Origin of the sequence: Shimia sagamensis, from assembly GCF_900182745.1 — a bacterium.
Classification (GTDB): Bacteria; Pseudomonadota; Alphaproteobacteria; order Rhodobacterales; family Rhodobacteraceae; genus Shimia; species Shimia sagamensis.
In genome coordinates this window covers 405,425-423,348 of sequence record NZ_FXTY01000004.1, presented here as the reverse complement: position 1 = coordinate 423,348, position 17,924 = coordinate 405,425, and the positions used below count along the sequence as shown (strand labels likewise).

20 protein-coding genes are annotated in these 17,924 nt (G+C 56.4%); 3 read left to right on the top strand and 17 right to left on the bottom strand.

Going from position 1 to position 17,924, the window contains the following annotated elements; genetic code table 11:
- Window positions 1–97: 97 nt before the first annotated feature.
- A complete protein-coding gene (gene ctrA / locus QOL67_RS12895; RefSeq protein WP_283426375.1) occupies window positions 98–814 on the bottom strand; it encodes a response regulator transcription factor CtrA in 717 nt (238 codons plus the stop codon).
- Between the two features lie 102 nt (window positions 815–916).
- Entirely contained in the window at window positions 917–1,189 is a 273-nt protein-coding gene (gene sciP / locus QOL67_RS12890; RefSeq protein WP_283426374.1) for a CtrA inhibitor SciP, read from the bottom strand.
- 123 nt (window positions 1,190–1,312) lie between these two features.
- Between sciP and mnmA the strand changes: the two genes are divergently transcribed.
- A complete protein-coding gene (gene mnmA / locus QOL67_RS12885; protein ID WP_283426373.1) occupies window positions 1,313–2,458 on the top strand; it encodes a tRNA 2-thiouridine(34) synthase MnmA in 1,146 nt (381 codons plus the stop codon).
- A 9-nt stretch (window positions 2,459–2,467) separates the two neighbouring features.
- Here the strand turns inward: mnmA and QOL67_RS12880 are convergent, their stop codons facing one another.
- The 14 genes from QOL67_RS12880 to pyrH all read right to left on the bottom strand — a co-directional run bounded on the left by QOL67_RS12880 (window position 2,468) and on the right by pyrH (window position 15,192).
- Complete coding sequence (locus tag QOL67_RS12880) at window positions 2,468–3,046, bottom strand: cadmium resistance transporter (RefSeq protein WP_283426372.1); 579 nt, start codon at window positions 3,044–3,046, stop codon at window positions 2,468–2,470.
- A 2-nt stretch (window positions 3,047–3,048) separates the two neighbouring features.
- Window positions 3,049–4,200, bottom strand: a complete 1,152-nt coding sequence (lpxB, locus tag QOL67_RS12875) for a lipid-A-disaccharide synthase (protein ID WP_283426371.1) — start codon at window positions 4,198–4,200, stop codon at window positions 3,049–3,051.
- Window positions 4,200–5,000 carry an LpxI family protein gene (locus QOL67_RS12870; protein ID WP_283426370.1) on the bottom strand — a complete coding sequence of 267 codons (801 nt, stop codon included), beginning with the start codon at window positions 4,998–5,000 and terminating at the stop codon, window positions 4,200–4,202. The genes lpxB and QOL67_RS12870 overlap by 1 nt, the downstream gene beginning before the upstream one ends.
- Before the next feature lie 3 nt (window positions 5,001–5,003).
- Window positions 5,004–5,801, bottom strand: a complete 798-nt coding sequence (gene lpxA, locus QOL67_RS12865) for an acyl-ACP--UDP-N-acetylglucosamine O-acyltransferase (protein WP_283426369.1) — start codon at window positions 5,799–5,801, stop codon at window positions 5,004–5,006.
- 5 nt (window positions 5,802–5,806) lie between these two features.
- Window positions 5,807–6,271 carry a 3-hydroxyacyl-ACP dehydratase FabZ gene (gene fabZ / locus QOL67_RS12860; RefSeq protein WP_283426368.1) on the bottom strand — a complete coding sequence of 155 codons (465 nt, stop codon included), beginning with the start codon at window positions 6,269–6,271 and terminating at the stop codon, window positions 5,807–5,809.
- A 139-nt stretch (window positions 6,272–6,410) separates the two neighbouring features.
- Complete coding sequence (locus QOL67_RS12855) at window positions 6,411–6,977, bottom strand: OmpH/Skp family outer membrane protein (protein WP_283426367.1); 567 nt, start codon at window positions 6,975–6,977, stop codon at window positions 6,411–6,413.
- Between the two features lie 6 nt (window positions 6,978–6,983).
- Window positions 6,984–9,341 carry an outer membrane protein assembly factor BamA gene (bamA, locus tag QOL67_RS12850; protein WP_283426366.1) on the bottom strand — a complete coding sequence of 786 codons (2,358 nt, stop codon included), beginning with the start codon at window positions 9,339–9,341 and terminating at the stop codon, window positions 6,984–6,986.
- Between the two features lie 178 nt (window positions 9,342–9,519).
- Window positions 9,520–9,666 carry a hypothetical protein gene (locus QOL67_RS12845; protein ID WP_283426365.1) on the bottom strand — a complete coding sequence of 49 codons (147 nt, stop codon included), beginning with the start codon at window positions 9,664–9,666 and terminating at the stop codon, window positions 9,520–9,522.
- 94 nt (window positions 9,667–9,760) lie between these two features.
- Window positions 9,761–11,107 carry an RIP metalloprotease RseP gene (gene rseP, locus QOL67_RS12840; protein WP_283426364.1) on the bottom strand — a complete coding sequence of 449 codons (1,347 nt, stop codon included), beginning with the start codon at window positions 11,105–11,107 and terminating at the stop codon, window positions 9,761–9,763.
- A gap of 24 nt (window positions 11,108–11,131) precedes the next feature.
- Window positions 11,132–12,301: a 1-deoxy-D-xylulose-5-phosphate reductoisomerase gene (gene dxr / locus QOL67_RS12835; RefSeq protein WP_283426363.1), complete on the bottom strand. Its 1,170-nt coding sequence runs from the start codon at window positions 12,299–12,301 to the stop codon at window positions 11,132–11,134.
- Window positions 12,298–13,071: a phosphatidate cytidylyltransferase gene (locus QOL67_RS12830; protein WP_283426362.1), complete on the bottom strand. Its 774-nt coding sequence runs from the start codon at window positions 13,069–13,071 to the stop codon at window positions 12,298–12,300. Before QOL67_RS12830 ends, dxr begins: the two co-directional genes overlap by 4 nt.
- The gene (gene uppS, locus QOL67_RS12825; RefSeq protein WP_283426361.1) at window positions 13,068–13,790 is read right to left on the bottom strand and encodes an undecaprenyl pyrophosphate synthase; all 723 of its coding nucleotides are present in this window, start codon (window positions 13,788–13,790) and stop codon (window positions 13,068–13,070) included. Before uppS ends, QOL67_RS12830 begins: the two co-directional genes overlap by 4 nt.
- 6 nt (window positions 13,791–13,796) lie before the next feature.
- On the bottom strand, window positions 13,797–14,360 hold the full coding sequence (gene frr, locus QOL67_RS12820) for a ribosome recycling factor (protein ID WP_283426360.1): 564 nt from the start codon (window positions 14,358–14,360) through the stop codon (window positions 13,797–13,799).
- Window positions 14,361–14,457: 97 nt separating this feature from the next.
- Window positions 14,458–15,192 carry a UMP kinase gene (gene pyrH / locus QOL67_RS12815; protein ID WP_283426359.1) on the bottom strand — a complete coding sequence of 245 codons (735 nt, stop codon included), beginning with the start codon at window positions 15,190–15,192 and terminating at the stop codon, window positions 14,458–14,460.
- Window positions 15,193–15,311: 119 nt separating this feature from the next.
- Here pyrH and miaA point away from each other — a divergent pair, with 119 nt between their 5' ends.
- Window positions 15,312–16,193 carry a tRNA (adenosine(37)-N6)-dimethylallyltransferase MiaA gene (miaA, locus tag QOL67_RS12810; protein ID WP_283426358.1) on the top strand — a complete coding sequence of 294 codons (882 nt, stop codon included), beginning with the start codon at window positions 15,312–15,314 and terminating at the stop codon, window positions 16,191–16,193.
- Between the two features lie 87 nt (window positions 16,194–16,280).
- Window positions 16,281–17,201: an AraC family transcriptional regulator gene (locus QOL67_RS12805; RefSeq protein WP_283426357.1), complete on the top strand. Its 921-nt coding sequence runs from the start codon at window positions 16,281–16,283 to the stop codon at window positions 17,199–17,201.
- 21 nt (window positions 17,202–17,222) lie between these two features.
- Here QOL67_RS12805 and QOL67_RS12800 read toward each other — a convergent pair whose 3' ends face one another.
- The gene (locus tag QOL67_RS12800) at window positions 17,223–17,807 is read right to left on the bottom strand and encodes a lytic transglycosylase domain-containing protein (RefSeq protein WP_283426356.1); all 585 of its coding nucleotides are present in this window, start codon (window positions 17,805–17,807) and stop codon (window positions 17,223–17,225) included.
- Window positions 17,808–17,924: the final 117 nt, after the last annotated feature.

Below are 17,924 nucleotides of genomic sequence, written 5' to 3'. Positions count from 1 at the left end.
TCTGTGACAGCAATCTCTTTGGCCACGGCCGCCTCCCTATACTACCCTCCCAAGCAATAGGGCTGACAACCGTCAACGTCCAGAGGTCGCAGGCGCCTTAGGCGCGCATCGCCACCGGATCGTCCGTTCCAGCTACCGGTTCCGGATCGCGCAGCACATAGCCACGGCCCCAGACGGTCTCGATGTAATTGTCACCACCGGTCGCCTCCGACAACTTCTTGCGAAGCTTACAGATAAACACGTCGATGATCTTTAGTTCCGGCTCGTCCATGCCGCCATACAGGTGGTTCAGGAACATCTCTTTGGTCAGCGTGGTGCCCTTACGAAGGGACAGCAGCTCCAGCATTTGGTATTCTTTACCGGTCAGGTGCACAGGCTTGTTTTCGACTTCGACAGTCTTCGCATCCAGGTTTACGTTAATCTGGCCAGTCTTAATGATTGACTGAGAATGGCCTTTGGAGCGACGGATAATGGCATGAATACGGGCCACCAGCTCTTCGCGGTGGAACGGTTTGGTCAGGTAATCGTCTGCACCGTAGCCAAAGCCCTTGAGCTTGCTTTCGGTGTCATCCGCACCCGACAGGATCAGAATTGGTGTGTCGATACGGGAGGTGCGCAACTGACGCAGAACCTCGTGGCCGGTCATGTCTGGCAAGCCCAGGTCCAGCAAAATAAGGTCGTAATCGTAAAGCTTCGCCAGATCGATGCCTTCTTCGCCAAGATCAGTGGCGTAAACATTCAGGTTGGCGTGAGTCAACATCATCTCGATGCTTTTGGATGTTGTAGGATCGTCTTCGACCAGCAGCACTCTCATTGGTTCGGCTTCCTTACGTTGGAGGGTTACTGTCGTTAACCTTAACGAATAAAGGTTAACGACTGGTTACCGATTTAGGAAGGTTAACAGAGATTGCTAGAGTTAGCGATATTTTTGAACGGCCGTCGCCTTCAGCGCGTCTTGCCCATGGGTGGAAACTGCTGTCACCCATTCATTAAATTCATCTTCACTTAGACTATACATTTCAAGCGCTTCCCGCTTGGTTATCAATCCATACGCCACGCCACGCACCACGGCCGCTTTGCGGGATGCCACCCATCGCTTGGTTTTGGCTGGCGGCAAGTCGGCACGTGTCATGACCTGACCATCGGTCAGAGTCACACATCTGGGGCCTTCCACTTTCTTTAAAAACATCTCGCTCATCCTCTTGGTGGGAAAATAATCGCGCATGGGACTTAACGAGGCCCTAAAGCAGCCCTTGAGAGTGTGTAAGATTTTCCTATATTCTCTTGGACTTCTGACCCGGAGAGACTCACCATGCCGCTTGATGGCGACACACCCCTTAATTCGCTCGGTTTTGCCAAACCCCCATCCGAGACCCGCGTGGTTGTTGCCATGTCCGGTGGCGTCGACAGTTCCGTGGTCGCCGCCCAATTGGCGGACGAAGGCTACGATGTGGTTGGCGTAACTTTGCAGCTTTACGACCACGGCGCGGCTTTGGCCAAAAAAGGCGCCTGTTGCGCCGGTATAGATATCCATGACGCCCGACGTGTGGCTGAGGAAAAAGGGTTTCCGCATTACGTCCTGGATTATGAGAACATTTTCCAAGATGCCGTGATTGATGAATTTGCCGACAGCTATCTTGGCGGCGCCACACCTGTGCCCTGCATCCGCTGCAACGAACGGGTGAAATTCAAAGATCTTTTGGAAACCGCCAAAGATCTGGAAGCGGATTGCATGGCCACCGGTCACTACATCCAGCGAAAACTCGGTGAAGAGGGTCCGGAATTGCACTCCGCCGCTGACGCCAATCGCGACCAAAGCTATTTCCTGTTCTCCACCACCCCGGAGCAGCTTGATTATCTACGCTTCCCACTGGGCCACCTGCCAAACAAAGACGCTACCCGTGCTTTGGCTGCCGAATACGGTCTTGCGGTGGCGGACAAACCAGACAGCCAAGACATCTGCTTTGTTCCCAATGGCGACTACGCCAGCGTGATTGAAAAACTACGCCCCGGTGCAGCGGAACCAGGCGAAATTGTTGATAACGAGGGCGCTGTCCTTGGCACGCACAACGGTGTGATCCACTACACCATTGGCCAACGGCGCGGTCTCGGCATTGGCGGCCTAACGACGCCGCTATATGTGGTGAAGCTCGACGTGGACAAAAAACAAGTTGTCGTTGGCCCCAAAGAGTTGCTTTCAACTCGCATCATTCCGGTCCGCGAAATCAACTGGCTTGGGGATGAGCCGTTTGAAAGCCGCAAGGAGTGGCACATGTCAGTCAAAGTGCGTTCCACTCGCCCACCGCGTGACGCCATCTTGCGTCCAACAGGACCGGACACCGCCGAGGTGGAGCTGCTCACACCAGAAGAGGGTGTCTCCCCCGGTCAGGCCTGTGTGTTTTATGACAACGACAGCTCCCGCATCTATGGCGGTGGCTGGATCTGGCGCGGCTACTGAGCCGCGCCGTCAGGTGATGTCAGTGCCAGTATTGATCACCACGTAAAGCCCGATGGCGATCATCACATAAGGTGCCAGCCACTCAAGGCGCTCCAGACGTGACACCTTCGCAGGGGCCATCGAGGCTAAGGCAGCTCCCCCAACGGCCAAACCCACCACAGAAAGGCCTGCGCCAAACAAAATTGGCGCTGTGTAACTCGGGCCCGAATCCGCCAACAACGGCGTGAACACAGCGAAACTGTCAAACGACACGCTGAGAAAAAGCGCAATAATTGCCAGAACATGCGACTTCGACACTTGCTCCGCGGCGGTGCTATCAGCGCCCAGATAGCGCCCAACCAAGGCATACAGACCCAATCCAATCGGAATGAACCCGAGGTAGCCAACCTGATGCGGCAAGCCAGTCTCTAGCCCGGCGGACACAAAGTAGGCCGCAGACAGCATCATGCCCTGTGCAATCAGATATCCGCTCAAGGTCCGCAACTGCCCAACGGTCAAGATCAAACCAACCATGATGGCGAGGTTGTCCAAATTGGTGGCCACATGCGCGGTCACTGCGGACAGCGCAATGCCAAACTCATCGATCATTTTTACAGTCCATCCAATACAGCTCGGGCTGCGCGCAGACCGGGGAACTCCTGTCCCCGCCCCAAACGCTCCATGGTCAGATCCATGGCCGCACGTTGTCCCGAAGAGTCATCCAGCACCCGCAGAATGGCGGGCGCAATGTCTTCAGCCTGAAACGCTGGCCCCATAAATTCCGGCACTGTCCGACTCTCTGCCACCAAATTCACCAACGTGCCCGTATCTATCAGGAGCATGCGGCTGATGATCTGCCAACTGATCCAACTCATGTTATAGCCAATAACCATAGGCGTATCGCTGGCGGCAAGTTCAAGCGACACGGTGCCCGATGCCGCCAAAGCCACATCCGCCGCCTTAAACGCCGCGAGTTTTTGCGCATGCGCCTCTGCTGCACTCATCTCATTTGGATCAAGCACAATTGGCGTGACTGTCCAGTCCGCTACCAGCTCTTTCACCAGCCCTGCCACTGGCGCTGCCGCAGGCACAACAACTTTCAAATCCGGTTTCTGGTGAACCAATCGCGCGACCACTTCGCCAAAGGTTGGCGTCATCCGACCAACTTCCCCCCGCCGAGATCCCGGCAGGGCCAGCAGCAACGGCGCGTCATCAATGCCATGGTTCATCCGAAACGCTGTAACCTCGTCGTCACTTGCCACTGGTTCAGTGACCACCGGATGACCAACAAAATCACAGCGCAGTCCAACCGCCTCCATGTAAGGCGGCTCAAACGGCAAAAGCGCCAAAACCTGATCCACGTGTTTGGCCATTTTCTTGGCTCGCTTTGGCCGCCACGCCCAAACCGACGGCGCCACATAATGCACGCATCGCAAGTTGCTCTTCGCCTTCACTTCCCGCGCCACGCGCAGGCAGAAATCCGGGCTATCGATGGTCACCATCACATCTGGCTGCCAGTCCAGCGCCGCATTTGCGGTTTGATGCATGCGCTTCACCAGATGTCGGTACTTGGGCAACACCTCTGCAATGCCCATCACACTTAACTCATCCATCGCGAACAAGCTCTCAAGCCCCTGCGCTGCCATCAACGGCCCACCAACGCCGGCAAATTGCACATCCGGCACCAGTTGGCGCAGCCCCTCCATGAGCGCCCCACCAAGCCGGTCGCCCGACAACTCGCCTGCGACCAGAAACACCTTCATCAGATCACCCGCGACAACAAGAACAGTCCGGTGTCTTCCAATGCTGCAAGAGTTTGCGATCGACCCAACACAACCACGCGCCCTGCCGCCACCACGACACCTTCTACGCCAGCCTTCGCAGCCGCTCGCACGGTATCCGGCCCAATCGCAGGCATATCTACCCGTAAATCCTGCCCCCGCTTTGGTGCTTTTAGGAAAACCCCTTTGCCGCGGCGCAAATGGTCCGGCGTCTCAGATACAAACCGCAACATCGCGTCGGTGCCTTGTAAGGTCTCAATGCCAAGCGCGAGCCCCGCCGCCACAACTGCACCCTGCCCCACATCCAACGGAGACAGTGCAAGCAAAATGTCCGCAGCCCTGCTTGCATCCTGCATGGCCTGCTTTGACGGTTCAGGACCTGCCAACAGGCCTTCTTCTGCGGTCAAACCGTCAAGCAGCTCATGTGCGCCAACAACCTCAAAGCCCTGCTCTTCAAACACCGCAATGATCAGCCGCAAAATTGCATCGTCGCCACCTTGCAGCGCGGGCATCAAGCGTGGCGCAATAGCCATCATTCCAGCATCAAACTCAGCAGGATTGAGAGGAGGACGTCCAAGGCCACCAGCCATCACAAGGCGCGTTACACCGCCATCCTTCAAGGCCTCAAACAGCCCGCCCATCTTTTCAAAACGATGAGAAAATACGTCGCCGGGCATGTCATGTGAAACACCTTCAAAGACAACACACATTGCGTCCGGATGCGCCGTTGCCAGCGTAACCGGCAAAGTGCCGCCGCCACAAAGAATAGCCAGCCTGCTCATTGTTTACCTCGGCGTCAGGAAAGAACGGTCAGAGTCGCCCATGATAAAGGCAACCATCTCTTGCACATACGCGCTGTCGGTCTCTTCGCCCAAACGCTTGGCCCGCGCTTGAAAAGCACCCTCGCCCTGCGCCAGCATCTGAAACGCCGCCCGCAAAGCGGTGATGTCAGAACGTGCCACACCGCGACGTTTCAATCCCACAAGGTTCAGCCCGTCAAGCTCGCCACGCGGTCCTTGCACCAGGCCATAAGGGATTACGTCGTTTGTCACCATACTGACCGCGCCAATGATGGCACCACGGCCAATACGCACCCACTGGTGAATGCCGCACAATCCGCCGATAATCACGTCATCTTCAATGATACAATGTCCCGCCACGGCTGCCGAATTCACCACAATCACGTTGTTGCCAATCTGTGCATCATGCGCGATGTGGCAGCCGGCCATGAACAACCCGTCGTTGCCTACGCGCGTAACTCCGCCACCACCCTCAGTACCACTGTTCATGGTGACATGCTCACGGATGCGATTGCGTTCACCGATCAGCAGCTTGGTGTCTTCACCACCAAATTTAAGATCCTGCGGAACTTCGCCAATCACAGAGAAGCTAAACACAACCGTGTTCGCACCAATCTCGGTGTCTCCGGTCACCACCACATGGGACTTCAGCTCAACACCCGACTGCAACACAACCTTTGGCCCCACCACACAAAACGGCCCCACAACGCAGCCATCCGAAACAACCGCGCCGTCTTCGATCACCGCTGAGGCATGCACCTCTGCTTTTGCAGAAATAGCCATCAGCGTTACTCCTTAGGCAAATCCATCATTGCGGTGAATTCAACTTCACACGCCACGTCGCCATCAACTGTTGCGGTGCCAGCAAATTTCCAGACTTTGCCGCCTGGTTTGCCTCGGGTGGTTTCCACTTTCATTTCCAGCTTGTCACCTGGAACAACCATCCGGCGGAACTTACATTTGTCGATGCCCATGAAATACACCAACAAGTCTTTGTCGGCCAAATCCAGTGCTACGCCCACCATAATGGCCGACGTCTGCGCCATGGCTTCCACAATGGTTACACCTGGCATGATCGGCTTTTTGGGGAAGTGGCCCTGAAAATGCGGCTCGTTCATCGTGACCATCTTGATGCCTTTGGCCGATTGATATCCATCGATATCAATCACTTTGTCGACCAGCAAAAAGGGATAGCGATGCGGAATGAGCCGTTGGATCAGTTCGATATCGGCGCTCTTGAGATCTTCGGACATAGTTTGCTCCTCGTGCGGCCTAAGACTTTGATCCTAGCCCTAGCAACCCGCGCCGCGAGGAGCAAGCGCCAGCCTGCAATCAATGACTTACCATGCCACCAAAATCGAAAACCATCGGAACAAGGCCAACACCCTGTTTCTATTCGTCTTCCGGTAGCCCGCTTTTGGCCCGCCCATCTCCCAACATTCGATTGAGGCGCTCAATCGCAAAAGACGTCACATCCACTGCCGGGTCTCCCAGCAAAATGTCCCGGCGCTCCAGGATCACGCTCGCCCCGGCATCCCGCATCAGCGCTGTCAAAACTGGGCTGGCAACACGGATAAAGGCCTCCTGCTCGCGCTGACGACGCTGCTCCAAATTGGAGGCTTTCTGGTCTTGTTCCAAGCGGATCTGCACCACCCGTGCGTCAAACGCCTCTGCCACCGCACGAAACGCGTCTGCGTCCATCTCACCGCGCTTGTCGGTGAGCGCCCTCTCTTCCGCCGTCAACTCCGCCTGAATGCGTCTGTTCTCCGCCAACAAAATTGACTCGTCCGCCGCCAACTCTTGGGCCACGCGAATGCCAAACATCGACTGACTGAACATCACGTCACTGTCGACAGTCAACACTTGGGACTGCGGCAATGCGGTTTCTTGCGCAAAGGCAAACGGGGCGCCGAGAAGCGCCCCGACCAGAAATACTATGCGAAGTGCATTTCCACTCATATCAAATCAGAACTGGGCACTGATGGTGAAGTCAAAACTCTGATCCCGATCAAACTCTTCTTTCTGCAGGGCTTTGGTGAAGTTGAACCGCAGCGGGCCAATTGGCGTTGTCCAGAAGATCGACGCCCCAATCACATGACGTAAGGTGAAGTCTTCATAGTAGACTGTGCCTACACCGCTTGTGTTGTCCAGCCCCCACAACGACCCAACATCGTAGAACAAGCCGCCTGTGATCCCCAGTTCTTCCGGCAGGCCCAACGGAAACTCCGCCTCAAACCGGGCCGAAGCGTAGTACTTGCCACCCAAGGCGTCATCCAACGACCCATCCGCCGAACGCTCACGCGGGCCGATGCCGTACGGCTCAAAGCCGCGGATGTCCCGATTGCTAACGATGTAGCGATCATCAATCCGACTGTCGCCATCTGGAGAGTACAAAGCACCACCTTGCAACGTGGCACGCAAGGTCACCTCTTCATGCCATACTTTGGATTCAGCCACCGCACGCGCGGTTGTTGAAACAAATGTATAGTCGCCGCCAAGCCCACCGAAGTCTTGTCCAAACTCCAAAAGGTACCCTCGGTTTGGATCAAGTCCGCGCCGGCGTGTATCATAGCGATAGGTGTAGCCGACGGAGCTCTTCCAGAGTTCGCCACGAGAAGCTTCAGTATCAATAATCGAGCCGGGCACCGCATTTGCGCTCTCAACGGTGATATCGGATCGTTCCAACTTATACCGCAGCTGCATGTTGGAATACTCACCCATCTCAAATCCGAGATATGGAGAAAACTCTCCAACAGTGTTGGTAAAGCGCGCTTCTCCGGGCTCGAACTCCTTGTAGAAGAACCCAAATCCGGCGGTCAAGTTACGCCCCAAAAACGCTGGTTCCGCAAACGACAAACTGTAGTCTTTAATGTCTGACGAGGTGGAGAAGGACAGTCCAAAGCTCTGGCCACGCCCAAGGAAGTTTGACTCGTTGAACCGCACAACAAGCCCCAGCCCATCGTTGGTCGAATAGGTACCACCCAGCGCCAATGAACCTGTTGGCTGCTCTTCAACATCCACATCCACAATCACTTGGCTTGGCGAGCTGCCCTCTCGGGCATTCACATCTGCCACCGTGAAGAACCCAAGCGCACGGATGCGTTCTGCGCTTTCACGGATTTCGCGTGGGTTAAAGGGATCGCCTTCGGCAATGCGGAACTGGTTCCGGATCACCTTGTCCAACGTTGTTGTGTTGCCTTCGATGTCGATGCGCTCAACAAAGATCTTAGGGCCTTTGGTCAGTACGAAATCCACATCCAGCGTCAAATCACGGTCGTTGCGCGAAATCCGCGGGTCCACCCGCAGGAAATCTTGCCCCTGTTTCAGACCAAACCGTTCCATCCGGGAAATTGAGTTTTCCACCAGTGTCGGAGAGTATACCACACCCGGCTTCAGACGCAGCGTGTCCAGATAGGCCTGCGCATCAACGCCATCAATTTCGCTTGTCGCCGTGATGTTGCCAAACTTGAACTGCTGGCCTTCCTCGATGTTGAACGTCAGGAAATAGCCGTCCCGCTCACGAGACAATTCTGCGTTCACACCCACCGTGCGGAAGTCGACATACCCTCGCGACAGATAGAAATCGCGCAGCACCTGCTTATCAAACTCGATGCGGTCATTCACAAAGGTGTCCTGTTTAAAGAACGCCCGAAGAAGACCTGCCTGTTTGGTCGCCAAAACACGACGCAACCGATTGTCACTAAAGTTGCGGTTGCCCACAAAGCCAATGCGCTCAATTTCGACGACACCACCTTCGAACACTTCAAAGATCAGGTCCGCGCGATTGTCGCTGCGTCGAATAACACGGGTGTTCACGCGCGCGGCCAAACGGCCCTGTTCAGAATACGCCTGTGTGATGCGCGCGGCGTCACGCTCCGCAACCGCTGGATTTAAAACACGACGAGACTCTGATTCCACCAACTGCGACAACGCCTCATCTTTGAGACGCTTGTTGCCCTCAAAGTTGATGCGGTTGATTGTGGGATACTCCGTCACCTTGATGACAAGGGTGCTGCCACTTGGAACCATTTCAACGGTTTCAAACACACCACTTCCCAAAACGCGCTGATACGCAGCATTCACCTGACCAGCCGTAACAGCCGTGCCACGTGGAATCGCAGCGTAGTTGGCCACCGCGGCGGCTTCGATCCGCTGATTGCCTTCCACCCGAATGGAGCTGAAATTATACGTTTGTGCGCGGCCAAAGGTTGGCATCGCGATCACAACCGCAAAAATTGCAAAGAAAAACGCTGTTATGAGGCGCCGATTCTGCACCTCTCCCCCGTCTTTGGCGATCGCCAAAGCCCTCGATTGTTTGGTCATTCCCAAACTCCGCAGTACATCCCAGTTGGATTGTGACTATCGGGTCTGAGGGCTGATGTCAAAACAGCATTGGCCTTTGATCAAAGAGAATCGGCCTGCGCGGCTTCAGCATGGATAGCGGGTGAGGCCTATTGCACCACACAATATTGTGTGCCGGCCCCGTTCCGCTCACTTGGCGTCAGTACAGGCCGCCATTCATGATCATCGTGCCGATGTAGGAGCCAAGCGACAACCCGGCGATGATCGCCGTTGGGAACAACAAACGTTCCCAGTTAATGTCGATGAGCAAACCAACTGCGCGGTATCCGTCTTCGATTGTGTGCATAGTTCCAAACCCAATTCTTACCTACTCGCTAACAGTAGCCGGCGAATTGGGCAAAAATTGGGCGCAGAGAAAAACCCACGCCCAAATTTTCGGTTTACGGGCAGAACAAATCGTTGGTCAGACCAAACACCATCATGCTCAATACCAATACCAAGCCCGCCGTCATCAGAATCCGCAGCACGCCGTCTGCAGGCGGTTTCCCGGTCACAGCCTCATAGGCGTAGAACACCAAGTGGCCGCCATCCAGCATCGGAATCGGGAACAGGTTCAATAGGCCAATTGCGGTGGACAATACGGCGATAAACCAAATGAAGCTCTGCGCCCCTTGGCTAGCCATCGCGCTGGAGGTCTGCGCAATTCCGACCGGACCTGACAGGTTACAGCTGCTGATCGCGCCGGTGATCATATGGTATAGCCCGCTGACAGAGCCTTCCATGATCCGCCCGGTCTGACGCACACCAGCCATAAATGCCTCGCCCGCTGGTAAAGTCTCTGTCGCTGGATCAAATGCCAACCCGCCACCAATGCCGATCCGCCAATGCGTGACGAACCCACCATCCGCTTGCGGTTCATCCACACGACGTGGTGTCAAATCAAATTGATCCACTGTGCCCGCACGGTCCACCGTCAACGACAACGTACGCCCTTCACCACCTTCAACAGCTTCCTTCAGCTGAGAGAAAGCCACAATCGGCGCCCCGTCGATCGCGGTGAACACGTCACCCACTTCCAGACCAGCGTTATAGGCCGCCGATCGCGGCGCCAGAGACTGCACCATCGGCGGATACAAAAACGGCCCGGACACCTCTAAAGTCCCGCCATCGCGCTCAACCGAATAACTCAGCACCGCTTCCTTGGGCATCGCCTTGGCAAATTCATCAAAAGCCGCTGGATCGTCAAACGACGGGATCTCCGCCCCAGCAATCGCGGTCACAACATCGCCCTGCTGCAACTCGTACGGCGCCTCCGGCAGATCCCAGATCTCACCCACGATCAGCTTGCTGCCAATCTGACCGTTGAACATCATCACGCCGGTGAAGATAATGATCGACAGAATGAAGTTGAACACTGGGCCCGCCAGAACTGTGGCAGCTCGCGCCCAAAGCGGGGCTCCATGCATGGTGTGGCGCCGCTCTTCCTCAGACATTTCATCCATAGCTTCGCCGTCTTTGCCGCTTGCAGCATTGGCGTCACCCTTGAACTTTACATAGCCGCCCAGTGGTATCGCCGCGATCTGCCATTTGGTGCCGCGCTTGTCATAGCGCGACCAAATCACCGGCCCAAAGCCAAGGCTGAATACGTCCGCGCCAATGCCGCTCCAACGGCCAACAATATAGTGACCATACTCATGGATCGCGACGATGATCGACAAGGCCAAAACAAACCACAACACGGTCAGCCCGCCGCCACCAATACCGGAAATCAGCGATAAAATATCCAAAGGGGTCGTCCTCTTTCTGGGGCGTTATGCCAATTTTTGCATGACCTGATCGGCCGTCTTGCGAGCCAGATGGTCGGTTTCCATAACCGTATCAAGGGTCATTTCGGCATTCTTGCGGCAATGTGATGGAGAAAGCAGTGTCAAAACCTCTTCGACCACCTCTGCCATCTGCAAAAATCCAATGCGATGCGCAAGGAACCCGTCCAGCGCACGCTCTTTGGCTGCGTTGAAAATCGCGCCGGCATGCCCACCCAACTCGAGCACCTCATGCGCCAGTCGCAGCGCTGGGTAGCGTTGCAGATCGGGTTCGCGGAAATGCAACGCACCAATCTTCGCCAGATCGAGCCGCTCAACCGGCAGCGTCTTGCGCTCCGGCCAGTGCAAGGCAAATCCAATCGCGTGGCGCATATCCGGTGGACCAACGTGGGCCATCAATGCACCGTCATTGAACCCGACCAAGGCATGCACCAGTGACTCCGGGTGCACCAGCACCTCGATTTGCTCATGCGCGCAGCCAAAAAACTCTTTGGTCTCAATGACCTCCAGCGCCTTATTGAACATCGAGGCACTGTCCACTGTGATCCGCTGTCCCATGTTCCAATTGGGATGGCTGCTGGCCTGTTCCGGCGTTGCCCGCGCCATGTCTTCCAGCGTCCAATCGCGGAACGCACCTCCGCTGGCGGTGATGATGATCCGCTCTACTGCGGCCATGTCTTCGCCAATCAGACCCTGGAAAATCGCCGAATGCTCGCTGTCCACTGGCAGGATACGCGCGTTGTGTGTCGCAGCGGTGCCCATGATCAACTGACCTGCCGTAACCAGAGATTCCTTGTTGGCCAGTGCCAATGTCGCGCCCTGCTCCAGCGCCACCAATCCTGGGGCCAGCCCCGCCGCGCCAACAATCGCGCTCATCACCCAATCGACAGGTCGCGCAGCCGCCTCGCGGATCGCAGCTGCGCCCGCTGCGGCCTCAACACCGCTTCCAAGCAGCACCGCGCGCAGCTCGTCCAACCGCATCTCATCCGCCGTCACCGCAATATCCGCATTCAGTGCCCGCGCGTCTGCCGCCAGTTGGGCAATGTTCTGCCCGCCACTTAGCGCCACCACGTCATAGCTATCAGGATCGCGTCGGATCAGGTCGATGGTGTTTTGCCCAATCGACCCGGTTGCACCAAAAATGGAGATTTTTCTCATGTAGCAGGCAGCCCCAATACTGCACCCAGCACCAGCACCAAAAGCGCTGCGCCCAACATCGCGTCAAACCGATCGAGCAAGCCGCCGTGACCGGGAATAAGATTAGAACTGTCTTTGATGCCTGTCCGACGTTTGATTGCACTCTCCGCCGCGTCGCCCATTTGTGAGGCAAATGCCGTCAGCACTGATAGGATAATCAATGGTGTGCCACCAAATACCATGCCTACACATGCCGCAGCCACCCAGCCGGCCATAGTGCCTGACCACGTCTTTTTCGGACTCACTTTCGGCCAGAACTTCGGTCCACCAAACACCCGACCAGCAAAGTAGCCAGCCACATCCGTGGCCACCACAACGGACACCAACCACATGACCCAATAGGCCCCACGCACGTCCCGCAGGACAATCAAGCCATAACAGGCCAACATAAGGCCCGCAGCGTAAGCCACGTATATTCCACGGTCTTTCTTGAGTTGCCCCGCACCTGCCAAAGGCACGGCCAACAACATCGGCAAAATCGCCTGTCCCGGCACAAAGTCAGTCAAGAACATGACCACAGCAGCCAACGCCCCCATGGACAGAGAGATTTTCTGGTCACCCCCGGACATCATCCGGCTCAATTCCCAAATCATGCCGCCGCAAATGATCACGACAAATTCGTGGAACAAAAAGCCCCCTTGCCAAATCGCCAAACCGCCCACGCCAAGCAGCACCACTGCTGACAGGGTCCGAGGCAACAAGTCGCCCCACTTACCAGCCACGCTGCTCACACCGTCACCGTGCCAAAGCGACGGTCACGTCGGGCATAAGCGTCCACCAATTTACGGAACTCCTCTTTGGAGAAATCCGGCCACAACGTGTCAATAAACTCGTATTCCGCATAAGCCGACTGCCAAAGTAGGAAATTAGAGATCCGGGCTTCGCCACTGGTGCGTATGACCAGATCAGGATCGGGCAACACATGTGTATCTAGATACTTCGGCAACGTCTCTTCGTTCACATCTTCCGGTGACAACGAGCCATTCGCCACGTCTTGCGCCAACCTTTGCGTAGCACGGGCCACTTCGTCGCGACCGCCGTAGTTCAACGCAATTGTGAGGTTCACACCGTCATTTTCTGCGGTGAGCTCTTCCAGCTCGTCCATCAACGCACGCAGCTTGGCATCCAATCGAGGCCGATCCCCAATGAACCGCACCCGCACACCTTCCGCCTTTAGCCCGCGCGCTTCTTTGCGGATATATTGGCGAAACAGGCTCATTAGGCCTGCCACTTCCGCTTGCGTGCGCTTCCAGTTCTCAGTCGAAAACCCAAAAATCGTCAAATACTCAACGCCCAAGGGGCGGCAGGCGCGCACAATCTCCTTGACGCGCTTGGCCCCGGCGTGGTGCCCAAATAACCGCGGGCGACCGCGTGCCTGCGCCCACCGCCCGTTGCCATCCATGATAATGGCCACATGCCGAGGGCCGGTCGCGGGAATCTCGTCACCCATGTTGCTTCAGACCTGCATGATCTCGGATTGCTTGTTCTCAAGCGCGCCGTCGATCTGCTTGATGTAGCTGTCGGTCATCTCCTGAACTTCAGCTTCCCAAATCTTTTGATCGTCCTCAGACAGACCATTCGCTTTGGCTTTCTTAATCGAGTCCATGCCATCACGACGCAGGTTGCGGATCGCCACACGGGCATGTTCAGCATATTGCGCGGCTACGCGGGTCAACTCGGTCCGGCGTTCTTGGTTGAGTTCCGGAATCGGCAACATCACAATAGTCCCGTTGGTCTGAGGGTTGATACCCAGACCAGAATTCATGATCGCCTTCTCAACGGCACCAACCATCGACTTGTCCCAAACGTTGATGGTCACCATACGCGGCTCCGGCACGTTTACTGTGCCCACCTGGTTTATAGGTGTCTTGGACCCATAGGCCTCCACCATCACTGGCTCCAACATACTTGCCGAGGCGCGGCCTGTACGCAGAGAGGCAAATTCAGTTTTCAACGCGCCCATTGCACCATCCATGCGGCGGGTCAGGTCGTTGGTATCAAGTTCGAACTCTTCGGACATGAGATTGCTCTCTTCTTCTGTGTATTTTCTTTTGTATTTTTCGCGCGTTGCGGCGCCACTGGCACCGCGTCACGCAGTCTCAATCACTTTAACGGGATCAGACAACCTTTGTATAGGTGCCCTTGCCAGCCAGAATACCCTTGAAGCCTCCAGGCTCATCCAACGGAAACACGATCAGCGGCAGGTTGTTGTCCCGCGCCAAAGCGATTGCACTGGCGTCCATCACCCGCAACCGCTTTGTGAGCACCTCATCATAGGTGATCTCATCAAAGCGCACTGCGTCATCATGCTCGGCCGGATCCTTGTCATAAATTCCGTCCACACCGTTCTTACCCATAAAGATGGCTTCGCAAGCCATCTCATTGGCCCGAAGCGTCGCCGCAGTGTCGGTGGTGAAATACGGGTTGCCTGTGCCGGCAGCAAAGATGCACACACGTTTTTTCTCAAGGTGGCGCACGGCGCGGCGACGGATGTAAGGCTCAGCCACTTCATCCATACGAATGGCGCTGATCACACGCGTAAACACGCCAAGTTCTTCCAATGCGCTTTGCATTGCCAGCGCGTTCATAACCGTTGCCAACATACCCATGTAATCAGCAGTGGTGCGTTCCATACCCTGCGCGGCACCGGACAATCCGCGGAACACATTGCCGCCGCCGATGACCATGCAGATCTCGACACCCATGTCGTGAACCGACTGCACTTCTCTGGCAATACGCGCAATTGTTGGCGGGTGCAGGCCGTATCCCTGATCTCCCATCAACGCCTCCCCCGAAATCTTCAACATCACACGGTTATAAGTGGCGTCGGCGGGGGCGGTGTCGTCGCTCATGTTGCACTCCATCTGCGCATCGTTTTAGGATTGGACGCAAAATGTCGGAAAAAGCCCGCAGGTTCAATGCGAGAGTTGGGAATAACCGACAAAAGTAAGCGCAAAGTCAGGTCACCCTCATGTCACAACTGCCGCCCATCGCCTCCAATCAACCCGTATTGATTGCAGGCCCCACCGCCAGCGGCAAAAGTGCCCTTGCTCTGGAGATCGCACAAACACAAGGCGGCGTGATCATAAATGCAGATGCGATTCAGGTGTTTGACAACTGGCGCGTGCTGACCGCCCGCCCCTCAGCAGACGACGAGGCAACCGCCCCTCACTCTCTGTACGGACATATTCCCTTTGACGCCGAATACTCCGTTGGCCACTGGCTACGCGAAGTTTCGCCTCTGCTCTCCAACGGCCCTCGCCCTATCATAGTTGGTGGCACAGGCCTGTATTTCACGGCTCTGACACAAGGCCTCGCGGACATCCCCGCCACGCCACCAGCCCTGCGCGAGCACGCCAACGCCCGCGTTGCAGCTGAGGGCTTCCAAGCCTTGCTTGCCGAACTTGACTCTGAAACCACTGCCCGGATCGACACCCAAAACCCGATGCGTGTGCAGCGCGCTTGGGAAGTCCTCACAGCAACAGGCCGCGCATTAGCTGATTGGCAAGACAACACGCCGCCCCCGCTCTTGCCATTGTCCGATACAATGCCGATTGTTTTTGACGTGCCCAAAGACTGGCTCAACGCGCGGATTGCTCGGCGGTTTGATCTGATGTTGGAACAGGGTGCTTTGGACGAGGCACAAGCCAACCTTTCGACCTTTGACCCAACACACCTCTCCGCAAAAGCCATCGGTGCCCCAGAGCTCATCGCGCACCTACGCGGAGAAATTGACCTCGACACCGCCCGCGAGCGCGCCACAGTTGCCACTCGGCAATTTGCCAAACGGCAACGCACGTGGTTCCGCTCAAAAATGAAAAACTGGCACCACCACACGCCCGCAGGAACCTAATCTCCGCGAAATTTCGCCAATTTCCAACACATTGTGGGCAGTCGCCACTTGCTCGAATCGGACATCCCGCGCTTAATCGTTCGCAGGATGACCGATAAAAATTTACATATCCCGTCATTTATGACCAAGCCAGGCATGGGCGGCATGTCTGCGGTGGTTCGCAGGCCAGCAGCATCTGTTGCCGCATCCCCGCCGCCACGCCCTGTTTTGGCAGATCAACCCTTGCCACAAATTCGTGTAGAGACTCTTGCCGGCCTGACCAAAGGCGCGCCCTGGATGCTTGAGCAATTACACGTGCGGTCCCATCACATCTTATTGTGGACCACTCGCGGGCAAGGGCGCGTTTTGCTGCACGGATTGCGGCGCGGCTTTGGTGCCCACAACGCGATATTTGTCCCCGCAGGCAAACTGCTCTCTTTTGAACTTGGCCTTCAGGTACAGGGCTTGGCCATGCTGATCCCGGATGATGGTCGCGTAACCTTGCCCGACCGCGCCCAACACTTGCGCCTGCAAGACGGCTCCGAGCAGGCAGAGTTCACCGCCATCCTGGATGCCCTGCGTCGCGAGTTACACGACAAGCGCCCATTTATGGCCGAAGCTTTGAATGCACACGCCCGCCTTCTGTCGGTTGCATTACGTCGTGACCTACAAGAGGCTGGCCCACCACCACCAACCCGTGCCTCAGAACGCATTGTGCGCCGCTTCTGTGATATCTTGGCGGCAGAATACGCCAGCGGGCGTCCCATGGCCTGGTATGCGGACCAACTTGAGATCACCCCAACCCATCTGACTCGCGTCTGCCGTCAGGCGGCCGGGCTTACGGCGGCCGAAATGCTGTCTCAAATGACGCAACACCGCGCCCGCAGTCTGCTTTTGGACAGCGACCTGCCCATCAAACGTGTGGCTGATTCCCTTGGGTTTGGCAGCGCCGCTTATTTCACGCGGTTCTGCCAACAGCACTTTGGTGCTGCACCGAGTCAGGTGCGCAAACAGGCCCGCGGCCGGTAATTTGTCTGAAGATATACAGGCTTACCCGCCCCAAATGACTCGCACGTAGTTGCGTGTCTCGGCATAAGGCGGCACGCCGCCATATTTCTCCACCGCACCTGGACCCGCGTTGTAGGCCGCCAAGGCCAATCGCCAGCTGCCAAACTTTTGATACTGCTGCTTAAGGTAGCGTGCCCCACCTTCCAGGTTTTGCTGCGGATCATGTGGGTCCACTCGCAGCACACGAGCAGTCTGGGGCATCAACTGCGCCAACCCCAAAGCCCCTTTGTGCGATTTGGCCTTGGCGTTCCAATTGCTTTCCTGTTGCACCAGCTTCAGGAAAAGATCCACCGGAACGCCATGCAAAAGCGCCGCTTCCTGCGCCATCACCAGATACGGCCCGCGATACTTGCCATTGTAGCTTCCGGAGCCCCATTTGGACGGGGTAATGACGGGTTTGGGTTTCAGTCGCACAGAGTTGCGATACTGCTCAGACGCCCGCCCATCCAGCACTTTTGTCTGGTTCTTGAACAACCGCGCATTGGACTTGGTCGACAGGCTTTGCGCTGCCACCGGCCCACACACCAAGGCCAATCCAATCACCAATCCCAAAATTCTGCGCGCCATGTGCGCCTGCTCCACCCTGCTTTTGCGGCCTTCTTAATCAAATTGCAGGGAATTTTCTAGACCAAGGACCGCCACTTGGCAAAATCCCGCGCGTCCCGCGTCTTTCCCGCCTCAGGT

Bases quoted from the DNA above. Each gene is read 5' to 3' on its own strand.
- ctrA (WP_283426375.1), bottom strand. From the start codon at position 814: ATGAGAGTGCTGCTGGTCGAAGACGATCCTACAACATCCAAAAGCATC.
- sciP (WP_283426374.1), bottom strand. From the start codon at position 1,189: ATGTTTTTAAAGAAAGTGGAAGGCCCCAGATGTGTGACTCTGACCGAT.
- mnmA (WP_283426373.1), top strand. From the start codon at position 1,313: ATGCCGCTTGATGGCGACACACCCCTTAATTCGCTCGGTTTTGCCAAA.
- QOL67_RS12880 (WP_283426372.1), bottom strand. From the start codon at position 3,046: ATGATCGATGAGTTTGGCATTGCGCTGTCCGCAGTGACCGCGCATGTG.
- lpxB (WP_283426371.1), bottom strand. From the start codon at position 4,200: ATGAAGGTGTTTCTGGTCGCAGGCGAGTTGTCGGGCGACCGGCTTGGT.
- QOL67_RS12870 (WP_283426370.1), bottom strand. From the start codon at position 5,000: ATGAGCAGGCTGGCTATTCTTTGTGGCGGCGGCACTTTGCCGGTTACG.
- lpxA (WP_283426369.1), bottom strand. From the start codon at position 5,801: ATGGCTATTTCTGCAAAAGCAGAGGTGCATGCCTCAGCGGTGATCGAA.
- fabZ (WP_283426368.1), bottom strand. From the start codon at position 6,271: ATGTCCGAAGATCTCAAGAGCGCCGATATCGAACTGATCCAACGGCTC.
- QOL67_RS12855 (WP_283426367.1), bottom strand. From the start codon at position 6,977: ATGAGTGGAAATGCACTTCGCATAGTATTTCTGGTCGGGGCGCTTCTC.
- bamA (WP_283426366.1), bottom strand. From the start codon at position 9,341: ATGACCAAACAATCGAGGGCTTTGGCGATCGCCAAAGACGGGGGAGAG.
- QOL67_RS12845 (WP_283426365.1), bottom strand. From the start codon at position 9,666: ATGCACACAATCGAAGACGGATACCGCGCAGTTGGTTTGCTCATCGAC.
- dxr (WP_283426363.1), bottom strand. From the start codon at position 12,301: ATGAGAAAAATCTCCATTTTTGGTGCAACCGGGTCGATTGGGCAAAAC.
- uppS (WP_283426361.1), bottom strand. From the start codon at position 13,790: ATGGGTGACGAGATTCCCGCGACCGGCCCTCGGCATGTGGCCATTATC.
- frr (WP_283426360.1), bottom strand. From the start codon at position 14,360: ATGTCCGAAGAGTTCGAACTTGATACCAACGACCTGACCCGCCGCATG.
- pyrH (WP_283426359.1), bottom strand. From the start codon at position 15,192: ATGAGCGACGACACCGCCCCCGCCGACGCCACTTATAACCGTGTGATG.
- miaA (WP_283426358.1), top strand. From the start codon at position 15,312: ATGTCACAACTGCCGCCCATCGCCTCCAATCAACCCGTATTGATTGCA.
- QOL67_RS12805 (WP_283426357.1), top strand. From the start codon at position 16,281: ATGACCGATAAAAATTTACATATCCCGTCATTTATGACCAAGCCAGGC.
- QOL67_RS12800 (WP_283426356.1), bottom strand. From the start codon at position 17,807: ATGGCGCGCAGAATTTTGGGATTGGTGATTGGATTGGCCTTGGTGTGT.